We start from the raw sequence: 24,551 nt of genomic DNA on the forward strand, positions 1-24,551 counted from the left end.
TCTTAAAGTTGTCGCTTGCGAGCGGTCTTAATCAGCTTTTGCACAGCCCACAAAATATCTTTGTTATAGCCGAAGATTTTATCAACGTTCTTAATATCAAGCCATTCAACGCCACGATGGTAGTCGGCATCCTCAACGATTGTAGGCTCATGCCATTTTTCATCAAGAACACCTAAATAGAAAACTGTATCGCAGGCGTTGATTTTCCCATTCCACGGGAAATCGTACTTTCTGCGAAATTCAGTTTCAGGCAGGACGCGGATTTTATATCCGGTTTCTTCAAGGCATTCGCGTTCAGAGGCAAGCACCGCAGATTCATTGTTTTCAATTTTTCCACCGGGAATGAAAAAATATTTCGCGCCACCGACAGGATCAATAGCATGGAAGCCTAGAATTTTATTTTTATGAACAACAACGACGGAAGAGCGATGGCGATAATTTTTCCCGCTCTTCTCTTTTTTCATCTCATCGCGACGTGATTGAAAAAAATCAGTCAGAATTTTTGAACACTCGTCTGCTAAAACACCCTTGGTGATCTGTGCTTGGTGATTGAGTCGCCCATCATTCAAGACTTGATACAAACTTTCAACGGCACCGGCTTTGACGTCAGTTGCTCCATAAACTACACGACCAATGCGTGCTTGTTGAATTGCACCTGCGCACATCAAGCAAGGCTCAAGGGTCACATACAAAGTGCAGTCTTCAAGCCGCCATGATTGCATTTTCTTAGCGGCACGATGAATAGACAAAAGTTCCGCATGACCCAATGGAGTCGTCAGTGTCTCACGCACATTTCGCGCTTTTGCGAGTACCTGGCCAGAAGGGGAAACCAAAAGGGCCCCGACAGGTACTTCGCCTTGAAGGCCCGCCTGTTTTGCGAGTTTCAAAGCCTCGCGCATCCATTTTTCATCGATCACCGCTTGGGAATTCATTGTCTTACTCGCAATTCGGGTCTTTCAGGCTTTTGCCGAAGGATTCTGAAGTTGAAAATAAACCCAGTAATATTAGCTAGATAAGCTTTCCTAAAGGAACCATACGCGAAGTTTTTCGGTGGCGGTACGAATAAGCACTGTAATTCGTCGCGTCAGGACCTCGGAGGGTTGCCCCTTTGCTGCCTCTTTGTTATACACTCTGTCTCTCTAAAACTCTTTTTTCGACCACATGAGAAGGGAAGGTGATTGTCGTGGCACTAGTTAAGATCAAAGACGGTGAGTCTTTCGAATCTGCGTTCCGTAAATTCAAAAAGTCTTGCGAAAAAGCAGGAATCCTTTCTGAAGTTAAAAAGCGTGAACACTTTGAAAAACCTTCTGTAAGACTTAAAAAGAAATCTCTAGCGGCTCGTAAGCGCGCTGTTAAGAAATCTAGAAAAGGTTGGAACGACTAATATCCCATAGTGGACATTGGTATTTTCAAAGGAGGCGGCCCCTTAAAAGGTCGCCTTCGTTCTATAAAGGAGTCCCTCATGGAATTAAGAGATAAAATCGCAGCTGACGTCAAAGCAGCAATGATCGCTAAAGAATCTGCAAAATTGGGAGCTCTTCGTATGCTCCAAGCGGCGATCAAAAATCGTGAAATCGATATGCGTCCTGACCCAATCACTCCTGATGAAGTCATGAACGTCGTAAAAAAATTAGTTAAACAAAGAAAAGAATCCATCGATCAATTTCAACAAGCAGGTCGCCAAGATCTTGTGGATCAAGAGACTGCGGAATTGAAAGTTCTTGAGGTTTATTTGCCAGCGCAAATGAGCCGTGAACAAATCGAGGCTCTAGTGACAGAAGTTATTGCAGCATTGGGCGCGAAAACAGTGAAAGACATGGGTCCTGTGATGAAAGAAACCATCGCACGCTCAGGTGGCGCCGCAGACAACAAAGTCGTTAGCGAAGTTATCAAAGCGAAGCTTGCTTAGTTTTTCGTAGGTCAAACCAGACCTTGCCAAAAGGCGAATCAGTCCCACGTTGATAATAAGCTGTCACGTGGGATTTTGTCTTACATCGGTGATGCTGAAGTAAGACCCGAAAACGAAAACATTTGTTGGAAGGTGCATGAGATTTTCCCAAGACTTTATTGAGAAAGTGTCCGAGGCGAATAACCTCGTCGATCTGATCTCTCAATACACTCAGTTAAAACCTAGTGGTAGCGGCCTTATGGGCCGCTGTCCATTTCCAGATCACGTCGAAAAAACGGCGTCGTTCTCGGTTTCTGAGACAAAGCAAGTCTATCACTGCTTTGGTTGTCACAAGAGCGGAAACTTATTCTCGTTCTTACGCGATTATCAAGGCATGAGCTTCCCAGAGGCGGTTGAATACCTTGCAAACCGCGCCAGCATTCCAATTCCTGCGCCTGAAAAAGAAGACCCAGCTCGCGATCAAGCGGCAGATAAAAAGAAGTTGTTGTTAAAAGTAAATAAGCTCGCTGCTGATTATTTTTCAGAGCAACTGAAGCGCGTTCCACACGATCATCCGGTAAAGAAATACATCGCCAGTCGCGGTCTTTCTCAAGAAGTGATCGACACTTTCGGTATTGGTTACGCTCATCCGGAATGGGATGGGCTGGAACGTTATCTTGTTAGCAAAAATGTTCCGATGTCTTTGGCTGAAGAAGCTCGCTTGGTGAAAGCGCGCCAAAGCAAATCAGGTTATTTCGATTTGTTCCGTGATCGTTTGATGTTCCCGATTTCTTCTGCGATGGGTGAGCCTATCGCTTTCGGTGGACGTTATTTAGAGAAGAAAGAGACGGAACCAAAATATTTGAACTCTCCAGAAACGCCGGTGTTTGTGAAGGGCAAAGTTCTTTACGGACTTTCACAAACCGCTCGCTATATTCGGAGCGAAGACATGGCGTTGATTGTCGAGGGATACATGGACCTTGTGTCTTTGTATCAGGCGGGCATTCGCAACTCTGTCGCGACTATGGGAACGGCTTTAACGCCGGATCATGGGAAGATGCTCAAGCGTATGACCAAGAATGTAGTGGCGTTGTTTGACGGCGACTCTGCGGGAATGGAAGCGGCAGAGCGCAGTTTGCCGATCTTGCTTGCGGCGGATTTGTACCCGAAAGGGCTGACTCTTCCGAACAACATGGACCCTGATGATTATGTGAAGAAGTACGGTGCTGAAGCTTTGAAAGTCGAGCTGGATCGTGCGCCAGACTTGTTTGTGATGATCTTGGCTCGTTGGATGGAAGGCTATCGTGGTGACGCCTCTGAAAAGGTGAAGCTTGCGGATAAATTGAAGCCTCTCTATGAGGTTATTCCAGATTTGCGTCTTCGTGATTTGTACCTGGCCGAGGCTGCTCAGAAGATGGGTGTGACCCTTCCATGGCTTCGTCAGGCTGTGGGCCTACAAAGTAGTGGCCCTGTTTATTCGCAAAACAAACAAGGCCTTTCTAGGACGGTGCAGCCAAATCAGAGCGCTCCAGTGGCTAACCAAGTTGCTCCTCAAGCCGTGTCAGACACAGCAGAGGGAGGCAAAATTAGCTTGAAAGGTGCCTCCAAAGCGGAGGTATTGCTGTTGGGCCTGGTGCTCAAAAGTCGTGCCAACTTTGAGCAATTTGAGAGTGAAAAGTTACTAGAGAACGTCGCTCACACAGGAGTGAAAAAGATCCTCGAGAAAGCGACGGATGTGTATAGACAAGATCTTAATAAATTTGATAAATTGACCAGTCTGCTTGTCTCTTACGTGGATCTTCCGGAATTATTATTTGTAGCGGAGCCAACACCAGAAGGCGACCCGGGGTTCGATGAAGAGGCAGAGGCGAAGCTTCTGCGTGATTGCTTTAAACGCGTGCGCGACAACTTCCAGCGCGAAAAAGCAAAGCAGCTGACTCAGGAATTAAAGTCTGAGTTCAGCTCAGAAAAGTTGGAACAGATTATGAAAGCTCATAGAGATCGACTCTCTCTGAATAAAGGGTAAAGGCGGGGTATTGATGAAACAAAACCTACCAAACAAACAAGAGAAAGAACCCGTAAAAGTTCTTTCTTTGCAAGAGCAAGAAACTTTAATTAAAGAAGAAATTCAGAAGTTTCTGAAGCTTGCAAAGGAAAAAGGCTCGCTCACGATCGAAGAGATCAACGACCTTCTTCCTCCTGAAATCATTGCACCTGCTGCACTCGATGCGTTTATGCACGGTCTCGAGGCTGGTGGTGTAGTTATTTCAGACTTGTCTGAAACTTCGAAGGAAGAAGAAGGCGAAGGATCATTCCTTGAAAGCCCTGATTCGGACGACGAAGAAGTAGATGATGAAGAAAAAGCTGAAAGCGAAGATGTTAAGGGCAACGACCCTGTTCGCTTGTATTTGCGTAAAATGGGTTCCGTATCTCTTCTTACTCGTGAGGGTGAGGTTGAGATTGCTCGTCGTATTGAAAAAGGGGAGCGTGAGATCGTTCGCGCGATCCTTTTGTCACCTCTAGGTACATACGAGATCATTCAACTTGGTAAACGTCTTGATGAAGGACGTATCAAAGTTAAAGCGATCTTCCGTGGTCTTGAGGATGAAGATACTCAATACGATGAAAAGGAATACATCGATAAGATTCACGAATTGATCGGTAAAGTGACCGAGTATCAAAAGGCTGCTGCAAAGCACTTCGAAGTTCTTCGTAAAGAAGAAACGAACACGCCGGCTCGTCAAGCTGCCATGAAAGAACTTGTTGTGATGAACGATAAGTTGATGGCGAACTTTGAATCGATCAACTTCAACCGTAAAACTATCAACCGTATCGTGATCAAGTTCAAAAACTTGGTGAACCGTATCGGGACTCTTCGTCGTCGTATCAAAGACGGTGTAGAGCGCACGTTCTCTAAAGACGTTGCTTCGATGGTTGAGCGTATGAAGCTCATCGAAAGCAATGAAAAAGAATTAACAAGAATGACTCGTGATACGGGCTTGAACTACAACAAGTACCGTTCTTATGTGGTGCAAGCGGAAGAAGCGGAAATCCGTATCAAACGTTTGGATTCAGAAACTGAAATGAATCACACATGGGTTAAAGAAACATACACTGCCATCTGGAAAGGTGAGCGTGAGGCTGACGCCGCGAAATCTGAATTGGTTGAAGCGAACTTGCGTCTCGTTGTTTCTATCGCGAAGAAGTACACGAATCGCGGTCTTCAATTCCTGGATCTTATCCAAGAAGGTAACATCGGTTTGATGAAAGCCGTTGATAAGTTCGAATACCGTCGTGGTTACAAATTCTCGACTTATGCGACTTGGTGGATTCGTCAGGCGATCACTCGTGCTATTGCCGATCAGGCTCGTACGATCCGTATCCCTGTGCACATGATCGAAACGATCAATAAGCTTGTTCGTACATCTCGCTACTTGATTCAAGAGCTTGGCCGTGAGCCAACCCCTGAAGAGATCGCAGATAAAATGGACATGCCGGTTGATAAAGTTCGTAAAGTGTTGAAAATCGCGAAAGAGCCAATCTCTTTGGAAACTCCAGTGGGTGAAGAAGAAGATTCGCACTTGGGCGACTTTATCGAAGACAAAAAGGTTATCAATCCTGCAGAAGCGATTGTGAACTTGAACTTGGCGGAACAAACTCGTCGTGTCCTTGCGACTTTGACTCCAAGAGAAGAAAAAGTTCTTCGCATGCGTTTCGGTATCGGTGAAGAATCGGATCACACTCTTGAAGAGGTCGGTCAGGACTTCAACGTAACTCGTGAACGTATTCGTCAGATCGAGGCGAAAGCTCTTCGTAAGCTTCGTCATCCTTCACGCAGCAACAAGTTGAAAAACTTTGTTGATAACTAGATCTTAAATTCAAATTTTTAAGAACGAAAATGGGGACAGATTGTCCCCATTTTTTTGATGGGAACGCTTTACTCAGGACCTTTATCGGGTTGTCTATAAATCCTCTCTGAAAATAACTCGCTTCCTGTTTAACATATAAAAGTACTTACAATTAAACAGGGAGATAATGTGAAATCTGGGATTATCGGTATTCTATTGTTTGCTTCTATCGCTGCTTCTGCGGCTACTGATCCGAATAAAAACTTCGGATGTCAGGCGAAAATCAACGGCGCCGCTATGGATATGTTTGCGGGAATGGACCCGGATGGATCTGCGTTTTACATTTCTCCGGATGGTAAGACACAAGTGACTGATCCGAATCGTGTAGTGTCTCGTGAAACTCAAGGTGATGTAGAAACGATCGTTTATAAAACGAAAGAGCCACGCTATTCCGCTGATGGCAAAATGGTTATGGAAGTCGTGAAGCACACGATCCAGATCACTCGTCAGAATGGTAAGATCACTTCGGTAAACAAGTTGTGGGATGTGAATAAACAAGCCGCAGCCCGAGATTCTTTTGCGAAGTCGTGTCCAAATTGCATGGCGAATCAAATGCCTTTGGTAAAATCGATGGAAAGTACTTTCACTTATGACGGTGATAACTGCTCTGTGAATCAGGACGTTACTTATCAGATGAAGGATGCAAATTCTCAGGCTGAAGCGAAAGTGACTTATGATAAAAAATTCTGTGATTCTTTGGGTCCGATTCTAAAACAGATGGGCGCGCAGAATGCGGCTCAATGTGCGAACTTATTTGCGATGGCACAGGCAAGTTTTGAAAGTCGCGAAAAGGAATTAAAGGCTGAAAAGAAGTCCTTCCAAAATGGCTATTTTGGCATTTATTCAGGGACAAATCCAGGCAAGGTGAACGCGGATGCTAACTTCGATCTTGGTTCTAAGATCGCGATGTGCTCGATGGCCGATGGCTGGGGCATGGGCATGTACGGTGGAATTGGTATGCCGGGCATGGGTTTGATGATGGGTAGTGCTTACGGCATGCCTATGGGCGGGGGAATTATGGGTGGTGCACCAACTTCGGGACGTCCTAGCTCGCGTACAACAACAAATCCCGCTGTGAAGTAGATTTTTGCACTGATGCGGTGACTCAACCTCTGCTTTTGCCCTCTGAGATCATTTTTGCTAAATTGATTACGAGTGGGGGGCTAGCTTAGTTGGTTAAAGCACGGTGCTCATAACACTGGGATCGGGGGTTCAAGTCCCTCGCCCCCTACCATTTTCGACAGCAGTCGAACCAAAGAAATCAAAGTTCTAAGAAAAGCGAAAAAACAAAACAATTTTATAATCTTACGAGAGGGAAGCCTCTTTTCTCTTCTGCACTGTAAATCACAGTAAATCATGCGAGATCACGTCAATTGCTATGCTTTGTAGTTCTTGGCTGTAGTTCGTGGTTTCACAAACTACGCGATTTGTAGTTTCTAGCCATTCAATTCATTAAAACCGATTTACTATCTCGGATCAGAGAAGGTGACGTCGGTCTTTACCATGAATTCATCTTCGATAAGGGATTAAGCATCTTGTATTGAGGAAAGTTGTCATTGAGCGAGTTTCATTTGCCGAAAGAAAGGTCGATATGAAGCTAGGCTCAAAATTAAATCAACTCTGTAAGGTGCACGGTTTGTCTTTATCGCGTTTAGCGAAAGAGGCTGGCGTTCCTATGCAGACGGTCCACGCGTGGACCACAGGCCGAAAATCAATCAATCCAGATCAAATTAAAAGGGTCGCATCGGTTCTAAAGATATCGGTGCATGAATTGCTATTTGATGAACCTGATCCGCATGACTCTATTGGGGAGGAAATTTTGAAAGAGATTTTCTCTGGTGATGTGCGGATTACTCTTCATCGAATTGAACGTCGTCAGAAAGGTCGTTAGGAGGTTTTATGAGAATTGCTGTAGCTCTGGGATTAGTATTGGTACTTACCTCGTCGTCTTTACTTGCTGAGGAAGTAAAGACCGATAGGGAATTGAGTAAAGATGAGCAGATTGAAATTGATGAGTTGAGTGATATTTGTGATGCGCTTAAGAGGGCATATGACTCGAAGAAAGCCATGGACCATGAGAAGAAAATAGGTAAGGTATCTGGTTCTGTAAATATGACTAAATTGAATCAGGCGGGGCGCGACGGTGTTGATGCTATGAATGAGGCTGATAAACTGCTAGACCTCTACAAAAAGAAGTATGGGGAACGTCCAGACTTAGATAATAGATGTGTCTTCTTTTTAGAAATGAGTCCAAGGGAAAAGTCCGGTTTATCCAACAGTAAACTAAAGAAATGAGTAGCAGCTTCTTAATCTAGACAAAAATTTTATTAATCAAAATTATATTTATCCGAAACGTAAGTTAATGTCTGAATTTACTTTTCGAGTTTTACCGTCAACAACTAAAAAGATTCCTGCTGGTGAAGCAGGGTGTGCGTTTCTTGTAGAAGATAATTGGGATGATTGGTTTACTTACTCCACAATGTACTCGCTCGTTGTTTTCGATAAAGACGGTGAGAGACACGACATTGGCTCTGTGAAGATCGGGGAGTTTCAAGCAGACGGAGAAAAGAATCGCCGGCCCGGCATTCCCAAGTCTTTCACGAAATTAGATGAAAAGTTTTTCTCTCTAGGGCAGGACGATAGCTACTATGATAGCTTAAATAAATTAAAACCAAGTTTTAAGCGTTATATTCTGAATGGACTAAATGATTTAGCTGTAGATCAAAATCTTTTTGAACGTGCGCAACACCAAGATATTACTCAAACATCCCTACTGCGTTCGATAACTCCAGCAACGGTTCGTGGTCAATTTAAACGCCTGGCTGAAGGTGGCGCCAGATTATCAAACTACCATTTTTCTTATACGGCGCCCAGACAGGTAGCAACGAGCGAGGAGCCTTTAAGTATCTCTTTCGATGTTGAGGCGGAGTCAAATCCCCCAAGTAATATTCATGTTCTCATTGGACGTAATGGCGTAGGTAAGACATATCTTTTAGATCGAATGGCTAACGCACTGGTTGGAGAGAAAATAACTCGTCGTAAATTTGGAGTTTTCTCATCGCTAGATGATGAGGATGCAGGTAGCCTATTTGCTAATTTGATCTCCGTTACATTTAGTGCGTTTGACCAGTTTATTCCTATTGCAGGATCTGATTCTAAAACAAAGTATCACTATATTGGTTTGAAACAAATTGAGACTGACGGGAGCATTGCGCAAGCTCCAAAATCACCAGATATGTTAACGGGTGACTTTGTTGAGAGCATGAAGATGTGCCTTAGGGGGCCTCGAAAAGAAAGATGGAATCGCGCCATCGCCCAACTCGAGTCAGACCCTATCTTTAGAGAGGCAGGCATTGCAGATTTAGGTATTAAGCTGTCTCTGCATCTCAAAAATGCAACTGAATTTGGTAAAATTGCTAGATCAACTTTTAAACGTCTTAGCTCTGGACATAAAATTGTTCTTTTAACCATCACAAAGCTTGTCGAGCTGGTAGCAGAACGTTCTCTTATTTTATTAGATGAGCCAGAGGCTCATCTACATCCGCCACTTCTTGGCGCGTTTGTTAGGGCTTTGTCAGACCTTCTCGTAAATAGAAATGGAGTTGCAATTATCGCGACCCACTCCCCAGTTGTTCTTCAGGAAGTGCCCAGAAAATGTGCTTGGAAATTAAGAAGGCATGGAAGTATTGCGGTTGCCGAGCGTCCAGATTTAGAAACTTTTGGAGAAAATACTGGCGTTTTAACAAGGGAAGTTTTTGGACTAGAAGTTATCAAGTCTGGTTATCACAAGCTAATTACTGAAGCACTTGATGGAGACAAAACCTACGATCAGGTAATTGCTGACTTCGGAAATGAGGTTGGTGCTGAGGCTAAAGCTATAATAAGAACATTGATAGCTACGCGTAGAAGTCAGGTGTCTTAATGAGAAGGCTATCGCGTCCTACACACGCAGCGACTGACACTTTTTTGGAGTGTATTGGTAGAGCTCGGCCTTTGACATTGAGAGGCAGATTGACTGCTGCAGAACCTGTAATAACAGCATCTGATGTGGATTATCAACTTAGAGTCGCGAACGGAACTTTACATCAGATGCCGTCTGGAGATTCTCAATTTAACGGTATCGTGACCAGTGATGAATTGATTGCCGTATATACAGGGAGAATGGTTCCAAAAAACTCTCCGGGCAGAAGTATTTATAATAAGATAATGTCGTCCGCGCCCAATGGCAGGTGTCCTCTCTGTTCAGTTGGTAATGTTACTACTCTTGATCATGTCCTTCCGAAGTCGCACTATCCGGCTTTAGCGGTCGTCCCTATAAACCTCGTGCCTGCGTGTCGTGATTGCAATAACGCAAAAAAGACTCAAGTGCCAAGTCTGCCGAATGATATTTTTTTACACCCGTACTATGACAATGTTGAGGGTGAAAAATGGTTGGTTGCGTCAGTTCTGAATCCGTTGGCTATTGTATTTAGCGTTCAATGTCCGGCGATATGGCCTCAGGTTTTAAGAGACAGAGTGAAGCACCACTTTGATGAGCTTGGTCTTGCAGAAACTTTTGGATCGAATGCAGCTGATCAACTTATAGTATTGAAAGATCGACTTGAGCCGCTCCTGCAGGTTGGCGGGGTGGGTGAAGTTGAAAACTATTTGCTGGGGGAGGCGGCTGCATTTAGAAGTGCGCATCTCAATTCATGGCAGACGGCTATGTATGAATCGCTTGCGGCTGATCCTTGGTATCTTGGTGGTGGATTTCGCATCTGACACGATTGAAAGCTAAAAGTGGGTAGCTTCCTACCCACTTTTAAATTTATTTTTCTTTGCGAATTCCTTTGAAAGGTTTTGGATCTGCTTTTTGATCCATAAACTTTCCATCGGTACCGCGCTTTACCCAGCGATCATTTTTTGGGTTATATGTTTGAGAGCGATCCTTAACAGCTCCGTTTCTATGTCCATCACCTTTTGGCGGATTTGTTGCCATAAAATATCCTCATTAAAATTAAAAGTTAAATTGTTATAAAATTAAGGGCGACGGCGAAAGTGCCATCGCCCTTCATGGCTATGCTTTAACTACAAAGCGAAAAAACTTTGAGCCTTTTGGATAGATCGTCTTGCCATTACGTACGATGTAACGGCAGTAGATCACCTTATAGCCTGGAGGTACGTCATCAATTTGTTGAGACATTGTAAACCCCGGTCGAGTTAAGACAGGTCTTGACGGGGACTTGGGAATCTCCTAAATTAGGAGTTGCACATCCGGTGTCTCGTCAAGAGCTGCCGTAAGGTTGGGGGGCTGACGCCTCCCTTTCTTTTTGGGAGCTCCCCGTTCCTTATCTGTTAATAAGCAAAATATAATGATTTAAGTTACAAGGACCCCTCCAGTAACATCGAGTCTCAATATGAGCTATTCGATATTTATAACGCTACTGCATATTGCATATCGCTGCAAGGTAAAATATACAGAAAACAAGACTTTTCAACGAACACAAATAAGACTACCGTAAAGTAGGGTGCATTTCTATGTCGAAAGAAGCGAAGCTTTTTGGGGAAAAAATGAAGCAAATGCGTGAAACTCTTGATCTTTCTCAAGATGAGCTTGCGCAAGAACTTCAAATTAGCCGTATTTCAATTGCAAACTATGAGCAAGGAAAACAGGTTCCTGGCTTGGATGCGGCTATTCAAATAGCTCGAAAACTAGGCATTTCAATTGATCAAGTTTCAGAAGAAGGTGCTCAACTGAATTTGGGAAACTCTTTAGAGAAAGTCAGTGACTCAGAGTTAAAAGAAAAATTAAAACAGAGCTTCGCAAAAGCCCGAGAGGATCAAGGGTAAAATATGGATGCTAGAAGATACAAGACAATAGAGCAGCGAGCCTTAGACGCATTGACCGAAAAGGGAATGCTTTTACCTAACTTTGATGTCTTTGAGCTTCTTACTCGTCATAATGTTAAATACGCTTTTGAGACTCTTCCAGAAAATGTCTCTGGTGCTTCTATGATCGAAGGTGGGTTGAAGGTAGTAACAATTAATCAATCCCACTACCCGAACCGTCAGAGATTTACGGCGGCTCATGAATTGGGGCATATCTTGCTCGAACACAACACGTCTCTTAATATTAGCGAAGGCTCTTCTCTGCCTGGTTCTGTAGTTCTTTATCGCAATGACAACTCTTCCCTTGGTTCGGATTGGAAAGAGGTCGAGGCAAATCATTTTGCTGCATCTCTACTTATGCCTCGATTTCTAGTTGATCAGGAGATAGTAAAGTTTAGGTCAGGAGCATATTTGACAGAATCCAATGTTACTTCTTTAGCAGCAGTTTTTGGAGTGTCGGAGATATCAATGAGCATCCGTTTAGGTAAGTTGGGTTATCTTTAATATGCAAAGAAAAAATAATCCATCATTGAAGTCTGTGGAGCTTTTTGCCGGGGGCGGCGGCATGGCTTTAGGAGCGCATTTAGCAGGAATTTCCCCAACTATGTTTTTGGAATGGGAAAAGAATTCTTGTGCAACTTTGAGAAAGAATTCTGATTCTTTTTACGGTCTTAGTGAAAATCGTATTTTGGAAATGGATGTAAGACTATTCGATCCAAACCTAATTCCAGAACGTTTTGATGTTTTGGCCGGTGGGCCACCTTGCCAACCATTCTCCATTGGGGGCAAGAAGGACGGTCATGAGGATAGTCGAGATTTATTCCCAGAATATATTAGAGTTTTATCGTCGGCTAAACCTAAGGCGTTTATCATTGAGAACGTCAAAGGACTTACTGCAAAAAGATTTAAAGACTATGTTGAATATCTACATCTTCAGCTGGAGTTTATTGATAGCTGTCCGCTTGAAGGTAGAGATTGGATATCTCAATTAAAAATTTTGAGAAATGCTAAATCAAATGGATCGAGTAGTAGTTATGTTATTTCAAGTGCATTGCTAAATGCTGTTGATTATGGAGTTCCTCAGTCACGAGAGCGATTTTTTATTGTAGGAATAAGAGTTGATCAAAAATTCAAGTGGACTTTTCCATTGGCTACTCACAGTTATGAGGCGTTGATCTATGACCAATATGTGACTGGTGAATATTTCAAAAAGCATGGACTAAAAAAGAAGTCGGTTCCTAAAGATTTAGAGAAATTAGTAGTTCGATTAAATCAACAAAAACCAAATGCCAAACCTCATGTAACTGTCCGTGACGCATTAATTGGTCTGCCAGTACCTAAAGACGGAAAAGGGCATCCGACGTTCTTAAATCATATTGGTATTCCAGGAGCGAGATCTTATCCAGGACATACAGGAAGTTATATTGATCTTCCTTCTAAGACCCTTAAGGCTGGTGTTCACGGATGTCCTGGGGGGGAAAATATGATTTTGCATGAAGATGGATCTGTTAGATATTTCTCTGTTAGAGAAGCCGCCCGCATGCAAACATTTCCTGATGAATATGAATTTGTTGGTTCACGTAGTGAGGCGATGAGACAGATTGGAAATGCAGTTCCTGTTAAGCTTGCCACGGTTTTATTGGAGAAATTGAAAAACGATTTGATAGCTGCAAGCAAATCTAAAGTCCAGAACAGGTCGAGAGATATAATCCAAATGGAGTTTGCACTTTAGCGATTGATTTCAGTTTGCCACAATTGATTGATGGCAAAGAACACTGTATTTAATCCCTTCAAACAGAACGTCACCGAACTTCTCATAGAGGCCTTTGAAGAGAGGCCTCTAATGAAGTTTCCTCCAGATAATATTGAACAAGGCTGTGGAGTTTATGCGATATATTATCGCGGTGGACTTTCCCATTATGGCCATCTTATAAAAAAAGAAGCCCCTCCAATTTATGTCGGCAAAGCTGTTATTCCGGGTGGAAGAAAAGGTAGCGGCGATAAAAATAAAGCTGTGACAAACTTTGTGATTCGACGACTTAAAGAGCATGCCTCATCTATTTCAAAAACTGAAAATCTGAAACTTGAAGAGTTTGAATGTAGGTGGTTATTGGTGGTCCCCGAGTTCACCAGTGCGGCCGAGGCATTGTTAATTAATCATTATAACCCGATATGGAATGTTATTGTGCCAGGTTTCGGCATTCATAGTCCGGGAAAAGGAAGACTGAAACAGGCGAGATCTCATTGGGATATGATCCATCCAGGTAGACCATTTGCCAAAGGTCTACCAAAAGGGCAATCCGAAGAGGCGGTGCTGAAGGCGATAGAGCTATATTTCTCAAAAATAAAATCCAAGTAGCGATGTTATTTTTACGCGTGGCTTCAGAGGAGAAATGTGGCTAGGAGATTTTGATGACGAAGCTTAATGAAGATTCCTGGTTCTTTTGGTTGAAGATGTCTCACTGGAACCACTTGGAGGCGGCCATCATTCTTGATGGAGATATTCCAAGTAAAAAATTTTTTATTGAATTAGAAAATCAAAAGAAAGATGCAGCGGAAGCTAAATTTTCTCGTAGCAAAGTGATTAATGATTCGCAAATTGAATCACTTTTAAAAATATTAAAAAGAAATTTTGAATCAACCAAAATTAATCCCGCAGACTGTTTGAGTTGGGCCGAACAAATAGGAATTGTTCTTGATTCTCAGTTAAAAAATGAGGCTAAAAAGTTAGACCTATTGCGGCCTCGAGAAAAAGTTATATTAAAATCTTCGGATTCGCGAGGCGATCATTGGATTGATATGCGTAACAAGATTTTGATCCGGGCTTTATATTTAATTAATAAACCGCCTTTAGAGTTTAATCCTCTTCTTAAGAAGAGTGGGGAAATTAATATAACAAAGCTTTCTCGGGCAGTGGCAGATTATGGACATGAATTGGAGTTTAAGAATGGGAAATCAATCTCCAGCGATACCATCTACGATGTTTTGAAAGAAGCCATTAAAGGGCCTGCCAAAAAGAAAAACCTGGGAAGTAGAAATTAGAAACTGGGAACTAGAAATAGACCCCTCTTACGAATTTAAATTTATCATCTAAGTTCTCCTAAAACGCGACTTGGCTCGCAGAAGGAGAATTTATGAAAATAGACTTAAAAGAAGTAAAAAAACAGGCAAATGGACAGTGGTATTTTATTCTAACTGCTCATGGCCTTAACAGAGAATACCTTACCAAAAGAAATGGCCCTTGCCCTTTTTGCGGAGGCAAAGACCGATGGCGATGGGACGATAAAGACGGAAATGGGTCCGGCTACTGTCATCAATGTGATGCACGTGGTGATGGATTTAAGATTCTCGGCAAGCTTTTGAACTTAACTAGTCACCAAGACTTTCCTAAGTTGTTACAAGCCATCTCGGAAACATTAGGCTGTGTAGATCGTTCTAATTTAAACAAAAATGAGATATACGCATCATCAAAAAATAAAAATTTAGAGGCAGTAAAGAGAATTTGGATCGAATCTAAGACGATATTAGATTCTACTGTCGCAGCACTTTACCTCACTTCGAGAGGCTTAGCTATACCAGATAAGATCGAATCTTTCCGCTGGCATCCCCGAGTATCTTTCTACCATAGCAAAAAATATGTTGGATGTTTCCCCGCTTTGATTTCAAAGATTTCCGATCTCAATAACAACATTACAGGCATACATCGAATTTACCTGAACGAAGAGGGGCAGAAGCTTACCCTGGGAGAACCTAAAAAGATTCTGGGTTCAGTTGCTGGTGGTGCAATCCGTTTTGATGAACCCAAGACGCTTCTTAATATTGCAGAGGGAGTCGAAACATCATTAGCTGTAAGAGAAGTAACAAAGGAACCGACCTGGTCCGCTATAAGTGCTTCAAATCTTCCCAATGTCAGAATTCCCAAACATGTTTCAACGGTCGTAATATGGGCCGACTTAGATGCAAATCAGGTTGGAGAAATTGCTGCTGCTACCTTGGCGCGTCGTCTATGCCTAGAAGGTAAAACGGTATTTGTGAAAGTTCCACAGCCGATCCCCTTATCTGAAAACAAGAAATCAGACTGGTTAGATATTTATAATCATTTAAAAAATAATGGAGAGTTGTATGGAATTTAACGTGAAAGATGAAGACAAATTTAACCCGAAGAGCGATGTCAACTTAGAACCGCCACAACCCTTGTTTCGAGAACTTCCTCCTGCTAATCCCTATCCATTAGATGCTTTAGGTGACATTCTTCACTCGGCGTCTTTAGTGATGAAGGAGGCTATTCAGGCCCCAGACGCACTTTATGGTCAAAGCCTACTTGGTGCTTCTGCGTTGGCGGTTCAAGGTTTGGCTGATGTTGTTCGTGGCGATGCTCGACATCCAATTTCATTGTTTTTACTTACTGTAGCTCAATCTGGTGAACGCAAATCTGCGGTCGATAAGATTGTATTAAAGGCTCATCGCGAGATTGAGAGAAATTTAATTATTCAATATGAAGGTGCTCGTCATTTCTACGATATAAAGAATGAAGCTTGGGAAGCTAAAAAGAAGGCCATACTTAATCGCCGAAAAAATACTGAAAAGCATGAATTCGAGACTGATTTACAAGCACTAGGAGTGAAGCCTGAACCACCCCCATCTCAGTTAATTTTAATGGATGATCCTACTTTGGAAGGCCTACAGAAAGCTCTGATATGTGGTCGCCCCAGTGTTGGCCTTTTTTCAGATGAGGGAGGTTTAACGATGGGTGGCCATAGCATGAATGCAGATAATCAACTGAAAACAATTTCAGGCTTTAGCAAGCTATGGGATGGCGATGCTATGCCACGAGTACGAGCCGGAGATGGCGCGACGAAAATTTACGGAAAACGCATGTGTTTACATCTTATGATGCAACCTCGAATTGCAGGCCTTGTAACCGGAAATGATCAGATGAAAGATCAAGGCTTTCTGTCTCGTAATTTGATTGCTTTCCCTGAATCAACGGCAGGCTCTCGATTTTATAAGGACCTAGATTTTGCCAATAACTTAGCGTTAACGAGATATTACTCCACGATTAAAGAAGCATTAGAGATGCCATTGCCAATGATGGAAGGAAAGTCCAATGAATTGAAACCGCGCAAACTACCAGTATCACAGGCCGGAATGAATCTCTGGATTCTCTTTCATAATTTCGTCGAGGAAAATCTAGCTGAAGGAAAGAAATTCTCTACAATAAGAGGCTTTGCTTCAAAGGCGCCGGAACAGGTTTTAAGAATTGCAGCCGTTCTATCCCTGATCCAAGACATCAATGCTCAAAATGTTGGTAAAGATCAGATTGAGTCTGCGATTTGCTTAATGCAGTTCTATCTTTCAGAGGCCTTGCGACTTTTTGATGCTGCACTAATAAATCCCGAGATGCTCTTGGCGCAAAAGCTATCTGATTGGCTAAAGCTAAGAGGCGAGTCTTATATTTCTGCCACTACGGTATATCATCAAGGGCCGAACTCTATTCGCCATAAAGCTGTCGCCCAAAAACTTCTGAACATTCTCGAAGAGCATAATCATGTTCGTAAAATACAAGATGGAATGGTTATTGAGGGCAAGAAACGTAAAGACGTATGGGAGATTCTGGTATGAATAATATAGGACCAGTAGTTGCGATTTCTGCGAATTTTGCGGTTTTAGATATATTTTATCGCGGGAATCGCAAAAATCGCACCCCACCCGCTCATATCCTTGACTTTTCCGACCCCAAAACTCATGGTCCGGACCATTTAATTAAAGGTCGTCGTTTGGTAAAGACCAACGAGACTCATACTCGTTCTTTGACAACTGAAGAGTGGCTAGATTCGGTAGAGGCAGCGGCCTATCTCAAGGTTTCTTTGGGAGCTTTGAGAAATATGACCTCGAATGGTCAGGTTCCATTTTATAAAATGGGAAATCGCAACCGATACCGAATAGAAGAGTTAAGACAGCTTCTCCTTTCGCAAAAGAGAGGAGCAAGTAATGGGAATTAAAAAACAAGCAGATGGAACGTATAAGGTGTCCTATCATAAGCGGCATCCGATCACTCGACTCCCTGCGGCGCGGTTTAGAAAGGGAATTTCAACTTTAGCCGAGGCTAAGCGAGTTTATGCGGAGCTGGTCGTTGCGGTAAATGACCTTTTGAAAAGAGAGGTTGTTCCAACTTGGACTGTGTTTCTAGATCAATACTTTAAAGACATCAGTGACCGAAATGCTTTGAATAAGGGAACAATTTATAACCGTGATAAGGTTATTAAGTATCACACCCTGGAGGCTTGGGGCACCAAGTGTATAGACGAAATTACGACTCAGGATATCCACAAACTTTTGAACGACCGATTTTCTGAAAAGTCAGAGTCTCATAAAAAGTTTTTTGTGAAGTGTCTTAGAAGCGTCTTTTTATACGCTCTTGAGCAGGGCAAGATCATGCGTAATCCAACTCCTTTGATAAAGTTCAAAGTAAGCGACAAAATCAAATCTGGGCTGAATGAAGAGCAAATTCTAACTTTGCTTAGACGAGCACAAGAACTCGATTGGGTTTGGTATCCTCATTATGCCGTAGCTCTCTATACAGGCATGAGAAACGGCGAAATGTATGCGCTGACTTGGGATAAAATAAATCTGGAGCAGCGACAAATTCTCGTGAATTGTTCTTGGTCGAGTAAAGACGGTTACAAATCTACCAAGTCCGGTGATGATCGCATCGTTGAAATCCCAAAGCCTTTATTGCCCTTGTTGACCGAACTTAAACTGCAATCGGGAGGGAACAGTTTTGTTCTTCCGCGTTTAAGCAAATGGGATAAGGGTGAACAGGCCAGAGAACTACGCTTCTTGCTGAAGGCTATCGGGCTTCCGGAAATTCGATTTCATGACCTCCGTGCGAGCTGGGCGACGCTTCTATTAGGCAAGGGCGTAGCTCCAAGCAAGGTAATGTCTATGGGAGGCTGGAAGGATATGGATACGATGATGATCTACATGCGTAAAGCTGGTATTAACATTAAGGATTCAACTGCTTGTCTTGATGATATGAGTATTCATGGAGTGCAGTCGGGTAAACTGATAGCTTTACCTACCAAGTAGAACCTCGAGGTGCGTATGACAAATGATAAAGTGCGAATTTTTGTCGATAGTTGTGCATGGGATACTTTATTTGAAAACAAAGTCGAACTGTTAGATCTGTTTCCACGTGATAAATTCAAACTGCTAATGACGAAAGAAGTTAGAGCATTTGAGATTGAAAGTATTCCTGCTGCTAACGAGGAACTGCTTGGCTACATTAAAAAGCAGATTGAAACTTGTGGAATTGAGACGGACTGTTTCTTTGGCTTCGGTGATTACAACCAACCGTCTGAATATCGCCCAAGAACAGGTGGCTTCGGAGAAGGTAGATGGCCTACTTATGAGGAAGGAAAATATTTAGAGCTATTCAAAGTAAGTAAAACAAAGTTGAAAAAGACTGGTCTTTACGATGAAGAAGCTGATGCCTCTTTAGCTGTGCGCGCATGTACTGGTAACATTGTTTTAACTGCCGAGAAGAGAAGCAAACCCGGTCCTTTGCGCGAAGCTGTGGAATTAGGTGGAAAAATAGTTTCATTCTACGACTATCAGAAAGATATGCCTTTTACAGAATTCTTAAAAAGTAGTGTAGAGGCCCAGTTAACTGTGGTGTAGTATTTTGTAGCTATTTGGGAAAAAGAGCATTGAAATTATTAAACAATTTCAACCTCCGCACTCCCTACCATTTACACCTCTCCAGAACTCTCGATCTGATCGTTACGGAGGGTTTTTTTTATGTCTTCAGGCTGCCTAGAACGATTTAAGCGGGGAGAGGCGGCGATGATTCCAGTATCTTCACCAAAAGGTATTCCTAAGGTGCTCTCTTGCTCTGCTCGGCTTATCCATAGAACTATCTTCAATTCGTTATGTATTACAGTGATCTTTTTAATGGTTCTGCGTAAGAGACGCTTGCGAAGATTAGAGTGGCTTTGCCCATCCGTGCATGCAAGCGCGTACTTGGTTTTCGGCGAAGAGTGCTTGAGCTTTATTAGCAGAATTTTATAGCAAGAAACTTACTGACAAATTGATTTTGTAGTCCTCGGCTGGATCTGCATCGAAGTTTGAATTGTAATTCATGTCGCGATAAATTGATTTAGAAACTCCTGCGTTCACGATCGTCGTTGATTGAAGGACTCCGTAAAATCCCAAACTCCAATAGCCGACAGTTCCACCTGAAGATGGATTCACCATATTTGTGTCATAACCGCTATCAGTTTGTGTGCCGGTTTCTTTGCCAGTAACTTCGATGGCCGGTCCTGTGAAAACATAAAGCGCATGGCGAGTCACATCTTCTGAAGACATTCTTAGATAACCTTTTAATGAAGCATTCAGAGCATTGCCATAGCGATGGTTGCGGCCATTCCATTGCCCTTTGCCTGAGTAAGAGTAAACAGCATCGAATGTCGCCTGGTAACCGTTGCCCGTGTAAGCTGACGTGAAGCCCAAGTTTAGGTCATAGGAACCTGTACCGGGTTCAGCATGGCGATCAACGGGATTGCCTTGCGCATCTTTTTCCCCGGTAGAGCCAGTTGGAAGTTTCAACCCCAGAAGAAGTCCACCGATAGTAGTACCTTGGGCAGAGTGTGCATTGAGTAACGTATAACGTCCTGTAACACTGATGTCTCCAAGTCCTGAAGTGAGAGTGCCAGGATTTGTATTTGTATCGGAGTCATAATCAACATTAGTTTTAGAGACGTAAGGAATAGTTAATATCAAACTCAGGTCGGGGGTTGCAGAGTAAAAGGCTGTCAGACTATAGATCGTCCAAGCTTCTTTCTTGCCATTTCCACTGATGGAAGTGCTGTGATCAAAAACTTGGTTTGATTGGATGAATGTGGAATCAAGCGTGATTCCAGTGCTATCACCCATCAAGTAAGGACTGACACCTTGACCCAGCATGCAAAAATCGCAAGCAAGGGCTGACTTGCCGGTCATAACTAATGAAGTCAGTAAAAGAAGCTTTGTGAGTTTCATAAGGTCCATTCCTGAAAAGAATTAAGACCTGATGTTAACATCTGTTACCTAGCTGGCAACGCAACAAATTGTGGCTATTCCATAAGGCAAGCGACTATTGGGAATCAAATCTTCTTAGCGAACGCGCGCAAATTTTCAGCTCGAGATTTGGATTGAGTTCTTATCTGGATCTTTCAAATTCGCGCCGAAGATTTCAACTTTCAATTGAATCACGTTATTTTTAAGATTTACTGCCTGGGCGGATAACTCTTCAGCAGAGGAGGCGGCTTCCTCGGATGCTGCCGCATTTTGTTGGGTTCCCTGATCCATCTGAATCATGGCCTTGCCAATCTGAGCAATGCCGTTACTTTGTTCTTCGCTGGCGTTGGCGATTTCACTATTCAGGTCAGCGACTTTTTTTACGGAAGTCACGATTTCACTCAAAACAGCACTTCCTTGTTTTGCTTGAAGACTTCCTGTCTCGATCTTCTCGACACTATTTTTTATTAGTTCGGCAATGTCTTTCGCTGCCACAGAGCTTCGCTGAGCTAAACTTCGAACTGCCTCAGCTACGACAGCAAATCCTTTTCCCTGTTCGCCGGCACGGGCTGCTTCGACGGCGGCATTAAGTGCCAATAAATTCGTTTGAAATGCAATATCGTCAATGACAGTCGTGATCTCTTCAATTTTTTTAGAGTCTGCGGAGATACTATATATCGAGTCCGTGAGTACCTTAATTTCTTTCTCACCTTTGACAGCGATCTCACGAGTGGACACGGCGAGAGCTGCTGCTTGCTTTCCGTTTTCGGTATTAAGTCTTATCATGGAAGTTAACTCTTCCATTGTAGCCGAGGTTTCTTCCAGGGCCGAGGCCTGCTCGGTACTAGATCTTGCAAGATTTTGCGAACTCTCGGAAATCTGTTGTGAGGCGTGTGCTACTTGTTCTGCACCTTGAGAAAGCTCTTGAGAAATTCTGCCGACAGTCTTAGACACTTTTGAGGCGATATAGAATCCAATTCCTAAACCTAAAACAATTCCTGCCAAAATCGTCATAAAAATATAATGATTTGCACTGGAAGCGGCAACTTTGGCTTCGGCAACATCACGCTCGGCCATTTTTTGATGATATTGCAAAAGAGCATTCATGGCTTCGGTAAAAATCTTTGCCTTCGCGGGACAATCGGTAAGGAAAATCTTCACCAGTTTGTCCTTTGCTTCCGAGGTATTTATCTTATGAAGAGCGGCAACATCATCGCCAGTTTTTTTAAAAGAAACCCACGTTTCGTGCAAGTGTTCGTAAAGTTCTTTTTGCCCTTCCGCAAAACCATAACTTAAATATTGCTCTTCTAGTTTGTCGTAATGAGCCACATTTTCTAAGGCGTCTTTCATGGCGATATCCGCCTCGGAATCCGAAAGTCCCTGCAAGCCCAATGTACGTAGCGAAATGCGTATGCGACGATAGGTCGACATCATTTCATAACCCAATTTCATTTTAGGATCGCTGTGATCAATCACTTTATCGTAGCTTGCAGATACACTCGCCAAAGAGGTATATGAGATAAGTCCGACGACGCCACTAATTGCTATAAGCAGTACACATAGGGCTAGCATTTTTACTTTTAAACTAAGCTGAGCTGCATTCACTAAGGCCTCCACAAACGCTCTTGTTGCGGATCTTTTCGGAAAAGAGATATTTCAATTGAGTTCAAGTTCATCAGCAGAAGCCATTTCTCTAAAGCGATTTTAATTGAGAAATGAGAAGAAATTCGATCGTTATACCTAAATATAAAATCATTTGTGCATCGATCAAACAGCTTCCTGAACTTGCCCCTAGACCTTGACGTTAACTTCTTCATTTTCTTGGTATCCGTGGAAAAACAAACAAAATATTTAGAGAGGAAGTCTCTGGCAAAATTGATTCGCACTCCTTACTCTTCATTGGTGAAGGAACTGAGATCAGGTGCTTCATTTTCAAAAGAAAATAACCGTTCTCATGAAAACTTTGAGAACGTCACTCAGTCACTTGAACTCGGCGAGTGTTGTTAAATATAAATTTGACATTTTATGCATACGAAATTGAACTCGTATTATGAAAAACTCAATCTTTCATTTCCTGCTCATTTCTATTCTTTTCGCTTCAAATAACTCCTTCGCGGAAGTTTTAGAAAATGGATGTCAGTTTGATGAAAACTATCACAGCGCCGTCTATCATAAGGTCTCTTCACAAGACGAATTCGGAGTTGAGCATACTGTTTATTGGTCAAAAAATGCGGAAGAGAACGGCCGTAGCCTCTACTCCAACTTAGGAGATATCGATGACAAAGGAATCATCATAAACAATCACGCAATATCGCAAGCCTTGTCTGCTTGCAAGAGCAAGGGATTGGACCTTCCGACGAAAGATGAATTCGATGCCTTACTTCATTGCTTCGAGGCCGATAAAGATATGCACGGAGACGCTAGATTTTTATCAGAAAAAGGATTGAAAGATCTTACAGATTCTAAAAGATTTCCCGATATTAAAAACCGTTGGTTTTGGTCATCATCTGCTGTTGCGTCTCCGGGGAATTATGATGCCTTCGCTCTGAATGGCATCAACGGGAATATCAGCAAACTCAGTCGCGGTTTTCCAGACTCTGTTCTGTGTGTGATGCGAACAGACTCGGGGACACCGACCGCAAAATCTTCTGATCAATCCTCAACGAAGCCTGATCAGCCGCCTGAGGGCCTGCGTGCAAAGATCGAGGAATACAAAACGTTCATCCAAAATTATCTTCGCGACCAAGCGTCCCCGGAAGATCTAGCGATCTTATCTACCAATGAACCTGCTTGCGGAGTCAGTAGTGGTCGTTGGCTAGAAATCCTGCAAGGAAGTAACTTTAAAACAAAAATCGCCGGAAATATATCTCACGCGCACGTCATCGATGACTCTTTTGGCGAGGGCAATGAAATCATCATTGATGGGACCTATCGACAATTTTTGGATATGAGAACTCGCGATGAAGTCAAAATCACCAATGCAGAAGCCGAGAGAAGGACAGACGCGCTTGGAATACCTCGCGTTTTTGTTGGCACCAGAGATGAACTGCTTCGTCTTTTCAAAATGGCCCCTGGCTTCGCGGCCACAGAGGACTACTATGTCGATGGAAAGCTTATAAATGGATTGTGGATGGACGGTCGTTACTCTTATCAAAGAATCGATTTAGAACACACTGTAAGGGATTACATCAGATATAATTATTATGAAAATCTGAACATCACATCGGACCCACCACCACATTTGGGACGACGCTAATTTTTCATGAAGTCATAAAAGACACCCGACTTTGAATTTTATAGTGAAATTAGTCGGGTGTTTCCATTTCATCTCGACGGTGTTCGATCTGTTGGATTTGAGTGGTTATTTTTTCGATTAAAGTATCTATTCCCAGAGATGTGTGTTGAATGGAGTATACATAGTCGTTCTCGTCGATCATCAGATGGTCTTTTGTTTTCCGTGAATGGCCCCAGGCTTTTATTAGGAGGCGCATAATGGGAAAAAAAATTTACATCGGCAATCTTTCATACAACATGGATGATCAATCACTTGGTGATTTGTTTGCTCAATTTGGTCAGGTTGAATCAGCTCGCATCGTGACTGATCGCGAGTCGGGTCGCAGCAAAGGTTTCGCTTTTGTTGAGATGGCTTCAGACGCAGATGCAGCGACTGCAATTTCTAAATTGAATGGCACAGATCAAGGCGGACGTTCTATCAACGTGAGCGAAGCTAAACCTATGGCTCCACGCGAAGGTGGCGGTCGTGGAAATTCTCGTGGCGGTTTCGGCGGGAGATCACGCTATTAAGACCTTTTCTCCGGAAAGGAGCGCAT

At 42.9% G+C, this 24,551-nt stretch carries 25 protein-coding genes and 1 tRNA gene; 22 read left to right on the plus strand and 4 right to left on the minus strand.

Translation table 11 applies throughout. From position 1 onward, the window contains the following. Nucleotides 1-2: 2 nt before the first annotated feature. On the minus strand, nucleotides 3-932 hold the full coding sequence (gene tadA, locus VF412_RS15675; RefSeq protein WP_331340203.1) for a tRNA adenosine(34) deaminase TadA: 930 nt from the start codon (nucleotides 930-932) through the stop codon (nucleotides 3-5). A 251-nt stretch (nucleotides 933-1,183) separates the two neighbouring features. On the opposite strand from tadA, the gene rpsU reads away from it, so the two are divergent. From rpsU to VF412_RS15725, 10 genes are all read left to right on the plus strand, one after another. Further along, nucleotides 1,184-1,384, plus strand: a complete 201-nt coding sequence (rpsU, locus tag VF412_RS15680; protein WP_331340204.1) for a 30S ribosomal protein S21 — start codon at nucleotides 1,184-1,186, stop codon at nucleotides 1,382-1,384. A 78-nt stretch (nucleotides 1,385-1,462) separates the two neighbouring features. After that, the gene (locus tag VF412_RS15685; RefSeq protein ID WP_331340205.1) at nucleotides 1,463-1,909 is read left to right on the plus strand and encodes a GatB/YqeY domain-containing protein; all 447 of its coding nucleotides are present in this window, start codon (nucleotides 1,463-1,465) and stop codon (nucleotides 1,907-1,909) included. 136 nt (nucleotides 1,910-2,045) lie between these two features. Continuing rightward, on the plus strand, nucleotides 2,046-3,914 hold the full coding sequence (gene dnaG / locus VF412_RS15690; protein ID WP_331340206.1) for a DNA primase: 1,869 nt from the start codon (nucleotides 2,046-2,048) through the stop codon (nucleotides 3,912-3,914). A gap of 13 nt (nucleotides 3,915-3,927) precedes the next feature. Further along, nucleotides 3,928-5,757, plus strand: a complete 1,830-nt coding sequence (gene rpoD, locus VF412_RS15695; RefSeq protein ID WP_331340207.1) for an RNA polymerase sigma factor RpoD — start codon at nucleotides 3,928-3,930, stop codon at nucleotides 5,755-5,757. Between the two features lie 168 nt (nucleotides 5,758-5,925). After that, complete coding sequence (locus VF412_RS15700) at nucleotides 5,926-6,879, plus strand: hypothetical protein (protein ID WP_331340208.1); 954 nt, start codon at nucleotides 5,926-5,928, stop codon at nucleotides 6,877-6,879. A gap of 74 nt (nucleotides 6,880-6,953) precedes the next feature. Continuing rightward, nucleotides 6,954-7,030: transfer RNA gene (locus tag VF412_RS15705), tRNA-Met, on the plus strand. 357 nt (nucleotides 7,031-7,387) lie between these two features. Beyond that, entirely contained in the window at nucleotides 7,388-7,687 is a 300-nt protein-coding gene (locus VF412_RS15710; protein ID WP_331340209.1) for a helix-turn-helix transcriptional regulator, read from the plus strand. Nucleotides 7,688-7,695: 8 nt separating this feature from the next. Then, on the plus strand, nucleotides 7,696-8,091 hold the full coding sequence (locus tag VF412_RS15715) for a hypothetical protein (protein WP_331340210.1): 396 nt from the start codon (nucleotides 7,696-7,698) through the stop codon (nucleotides 8,089-8,091). Nucleotides 8,092-8,158: 67 nt separating this feature from the next. After that, nucleotides 8,159-9,718 (plus strand): ATP-dependent nuclease, encoded by a 1,560-nt coding sequence (locus VF412_RS15720; protein WP_331340211.1) that lies wholly within the window; start codon nucleotides 8,159-8,161, stop codon nucleotides 9,716-9,718. A gap of 89 nt (nucleotides 9,719-9,807) precedes the next feature. Beyond that, entirely contained in the window at nucleotides 9,808-10,557 is a 750-nt protein-coding gene (locus VF412_RS15725) for an HNH endonuclease signature motif containing protein (RefSeq protein ID WP_331340212.1), read from the plus strand. 46 nt (nucleotides 10,558-10,603) lie between these two features. On the opposite strand, the gene VF412_RS15730 is transcribed toward VF412_RS15725, so the two are convergent. Next, the gene (locus VF412_RS15730) at nucleotides 10,604-10,774 is read right to left on the minus strand and encodes a hypothetical protein (protein ID WP_331340213.1); all 171 of its coding nucleotides are present in this window, start codon (nucleotides 10,772-10,774) and stop codon (nucleotides 10,604-10,606) included. A gap of 539 nt (nucleotides 10,775-11,313) precedes the next feature. Between VF412_RS15730 and VF412_RS15735 the strand changes: the two genes are divergently transcribed. The 10 genes from VF412_RS15735 to VF412_RS15780 all read left to right on the plus strand — a co-directional run bounded on the left by VF412_RS15735 (nucleotide 11,314) and on the right by VF412_RS15780 (nucleotide 19,344). Beyond that, complete coding sequence (locus VF412_RS15735) at nucleotides 11,314-11,625, plus strand: helix-turn-helix transcriptional regulator (RefSeq protein ID WP_331340214.1); 312 nt, start codon at nucleotides 11,314-11,316, stop codon at nucleotides 11,623-11,625. Between the two features lie 3 nt (nucleotides 11,626-11,628). After that, nucleotides 11,629-12,168 carry an ImmA/IrrE family metallo-endopeptidase gene (locus VF412_RS15740; protein ID WP_331340215.1) on the plus strand — a complete coding sequence of 180 codons (540 nt, stop codon included), beginning with the start codon at nucleotides 11,629-11,631 and terminating at the stop codon, nucleotides 12,166-12,168. 1 nt (nucleotide 12,169) lies between these two features. Beyond that, nucleotides 12,170-13,396: a DNA (cytosine-5-)-methyltransferase gene (locus VF412_RS15745; protein ID WP_331340216.1), complete on the plus strand. Its 1,227-nt coding sequence runs from the start codon at nucleotides 12,170-12,172 to the stop codon at nucleotides 13,394-13,396. A gap of 30 nt (nucleotides 13,397-13,426) precedes the next feature. Then, nucleotides 13,427-14,023, plus strand: coding sequence for an Eco29kI family restriction endonuclease (locus tag VF412_RS15750; RefSeq protein WP_331340217.1), 597 nt, complete (start codon nucleotides 13,427-13,429; stop codon nucleotides 14,021-14,023). A gap of 53 nt (nucleotides 14,024-14,076) precedes the next feature. Next, nucleotides 14,077-14,706, plus strand: a complete 630-nt coding sequence (locus VF412_RS15755; RefSeq protein WP_331340218.1) for a hypothetical protein — start codon at nucleotides 14,077-14,079, stop codon at nucleotides 14,704-14,706. A 92-nt stretch (nucleotides 14,707-14,798) separates the two neighbouring features. Continuing rightward, nucleotides 14,799-15,797: a DUF7146 domain-containing protein gene (locus VF412_RS15760; protein ID WP_331340219.1), complete on the plus strand. Its 999-nt coding sequence runs from the start codon at nucleotides 14,799-14,801 to the stop codon at nucleotides 15,795-15,797. Next, nucleotides 15,787-17,286, plus strand: a complete 1,500-nt coding sequence (locus VF412_RS15765) for a YfjI family protein (protein ID WP_331340220.1) — start codon at nucleotides 15,787-15,789, stop codon at nucleotides 17,284-17,286. The genes VF412_RS15760 and VF412_RS15765 overlap by 11 nt, the downstream gene beginning before the upstream one ends. Continuing rightward, on the plus strand, nucleotides 17,283-17,666 hold the full coding sequence (locus tag VF412_RS15770) for a helix-turn-helix domain-containing protein (protein ID WP_331340221.1): 384 nt from the start codon (nucleotides 17,283-17,285) through the stop codon (nucleotides 17,664-17,666). Before VF412_RS15765 ends, VF412_RS15770 begins: the two co-directional genes overlap by 4 nt. Then, nucleotides 17,656-18,753 carry a site-specific integrase gene (locus VF412_RS15775; protein ID WP_331340222.1) on the plus strand — a complete coding sequence of 366 codons (1,098 nt, stop codon included), beginning with the start codon at nucleotides 17,656-17,658 and terminating at the stop codon, nucleotides 18,751-18,753. Before VF412_RS15770 ends, VF412_RS15775 begins: the two co-directional genes overlap by 11 nt. 15 nt (nucleotides 18,754-18,768) lie before the next feature. After that, nucleotides 18,769-19,344 (plus strand): hypothetical protein, encoded by a 576-nt coding sequence (locus tag VF412_RS15780; protein WP_331340223.1) that lies wholly within the window; start codon nucleotides 18,769-18,771, stop codon nucleotides 19,342-19,344. A gap of 384 nt (nucleotides 19,345-19,728) precedes the next feature. Here the strand turns inward: VF412_RS15780 and VF412_RS15785 are convergent, their stop codons facing one another. After that, complete coding sequence (locus tag VF412_RS15785; protein ID WP_331340224.1) at nucleotides 19,729-20,703, minus strand: hypothetical protein; 975 nt, start codon at nucleotides 20,701-20,703, stop codon at nucleotides 19,729-19,731. Between the two features lie 135 nt (nucleotides 20,704-20,838). Next, nucleotides 20,839-22,326 carry a methyl-accepting chemotaxis protein gene (locus VF412_RS15790; protein ID WP_331340225.1) on the minus strand — a complete coding sequence of 496 codons (1,488 nt, stop codon included), beginning with the start codon at nucleotides 22,324-22,326 and terminating at the stop codon, nucleotides 20,839-20,841. A 445-nt stretch (nucleotides 22,327-22,771) separates the two neighbouring features. On the opposite strand from VF412_RS15790, the gene VF412_RS15795 reads away from it, so the two are divergent. Together VF412_RS15795 and VF412_RS15800 are read left to right on the plus strand one after the other, a co-directional pair. Continuing rightward, nucleotides 22,772-23,977 carry a hypothetical protein gene (locus tag VF412_RS15795; protein WP_331340226.1) on the plus strand — a complete coding sequence of 402 codons (1,206 nt, stop codon included), beginning with the start codon at nucleotides 22,772-22,774 and terminating at the stop codon, nucleotides 23,975-23,977. Nucleotides 23,978-24,213: 236 nt separating this feature from the next. Then, entirely contained in the window at nucleotides 24,214-24,525 is a 312-nt protein-coding gene (locus tag VF412_RS15800) for an RNA-binding protein (RefSeq protein WP_331340227.1), read from the plus strand. Nucleotides 24,526-24,551 lie beyond the last annotated feature (26 nt).

This window comes from Bdellovibrio sp., assembly GCF_036384735.1.
In the GTDB taxonomy this organism is placed as follows: domain Bacteria; phylum Bdellovibrionota; class Bdellovibrionia; order Bdellovibrionales; family Bdellovibrionaceae; genus Bdellovibrio.

What these genes read in the sequence shown, in the direction of transcription:
- VF412_RS15715 (WP_331340210.1), top strand. Translation starts at nt 7,696, where the DNA reads ATGAGAATTGCTGTAGCTCTGGGATTAGTATTGGTACTTACCTCGTCG.
- VF412_RS15730 (WP_331340213.1), bottom strand. Translation starts at nt 10,774, where the DNA reads ATGGCAACAAATCCGCCAAAAGGTGATGGACATAGAAACGGAGCTGTT.
- VF412_RS15785 (WP_331340224.1), bottom strand. Translation starts at nt 20,703, where the DNA reads ATGAAACTCACAAAGCTTCTTTTACTGACTTCATTAGTTATGACCGGC.
- tadA (WP_331340203.1), bottom strand. Translation starts at nt 932, where the DNA reads ATGAATTCCCAAGCGGTGATCGATGAAAAATGGATGCGCGAGGCTTTG.
- VF412_RS15720 (WP_331340211.1), top strand. Translation starts at nt 8,159, where the DNA reads ATGTCTGAATTTACTTTTCGAGTTTTACCGTCAACAACTAAAAAGATT.
- VF412_RS15740 (WP_331340215.1), top strand. Translation starts at nt 11,629, where the DNA reads ATGGATGCTAGAAGATACAAGACAATAGAGCAGCGAGCCTTAGACGCA.
- dnaG (WP_331340206.1), top strand. Translation starts at nt 2,046, where the DNA reads ATGAGATTTTCCCAAGACTTTATTGAGAAAGTGTCCGAGGCGAATAAC.
- VF412_RS15710 (WP_331340209.1), top strand. Translation starts at nt 7,388, where the DNA reads ATGAAGCTAGGCTCAAAATTAAATCAACTCTGTAAGGTGCACGGTTTG.
- VF412_RS15795 (WP_331340226.1), top strand. Translation starts at nt 22,772, where the DNA reads ATGAAAAACTCAATCTTTCATTTCCTGCTCATTTCTATTCTTTTCGCT.
- VF412_RS15775 (WP_331340222.1), top strand. Translation starts at nt 17,656, where the DNA reads ATGGGAATTAAAAAACAAGCAGATGGAACGTATAAGGTGTCCTATCAT.
- VF412_RS15770 (WP_331340221.1), top strand. Translation starts at nt 17,283, where the DNA reads ATGAATAATATAGGACCAGTAGTTGCGATTTCTGCGAATTTTGCGGTT.
- VF412_RS15765 (WP_331340220.1), top strand. Translation starts at nt 15,787, where the DNA reads ATGGAATTTAACGTGAAAGATGAAGACAAATTTAACCCGAAGAGCGAT.
- VF412_RS15800 (WP_331340227.1), top strand. Translation starts at nt 24,214, where the DNA reads ATGGGAAAAAAAATTTACATCGGCAATCTTTCATACAACATGGATGAT.
- VF412_RS15780 (WP_331340223.1), top strand. Translation starts at nt 18,769, where the DNA reads ATGACAAATGATAAAGTGCGAATTTTTGTCGATAGTTGTGCATGGGAT.
- VF412_RS15685 (WP_331340205.1), top strand. Translation starts at nt 1,463, where the DNA reads ATGGAATTAAGAGATAAAATCGCAGCTGACGTCAAAGCAGCAATGATC.
- rpoD (WP_331340207.1), top strand. Translation starts at nt 3,928, where the DNA reads ATGAAACAAAACCTACCAAACAAACAAGAGAAAGAACCCGTAAAAGTT.
- VF412_RS15760 (WP_331340219.1), top strand. Translation starts at nt 14,799, where the DNA reads ATGAAAATAGACTTAAAAGAAGTAAAAAAACAGGCAAATGGACAGTGG.
- VF412_RS15755 (WP_331340218.1), top strand. Translation starts at nt 14,077, where the DNA reads ATGACGAAGCTTAATGAAGATTCCTGGTTCTTTTGGTTGAAGATGTCT.
- VF412_RS15735 (WP_331340214.1), top strand. Translation starts at nt 11,314, where the DNA reads ATGTCGAAAGAAGCGAAGCTTTTTGGGGAAAAAATGAAGCAAATGCGT.
- VF412_RS15750 (WP_331340217.1), top strand. Translation starts at nt 13,427, where the DNA reads ATGGCAAAGAACACTGTATTTAATCCCTTCAAACAGAACGTCACCGAA.
- VF412_RS15745 (WP_331340216.1), top strand. Translation starts at nt 12,170, where the DNA reads ATGCAAAGAAAAAATAATCCATCATTGAAGTCTGTGGAGCTTTTTGCC.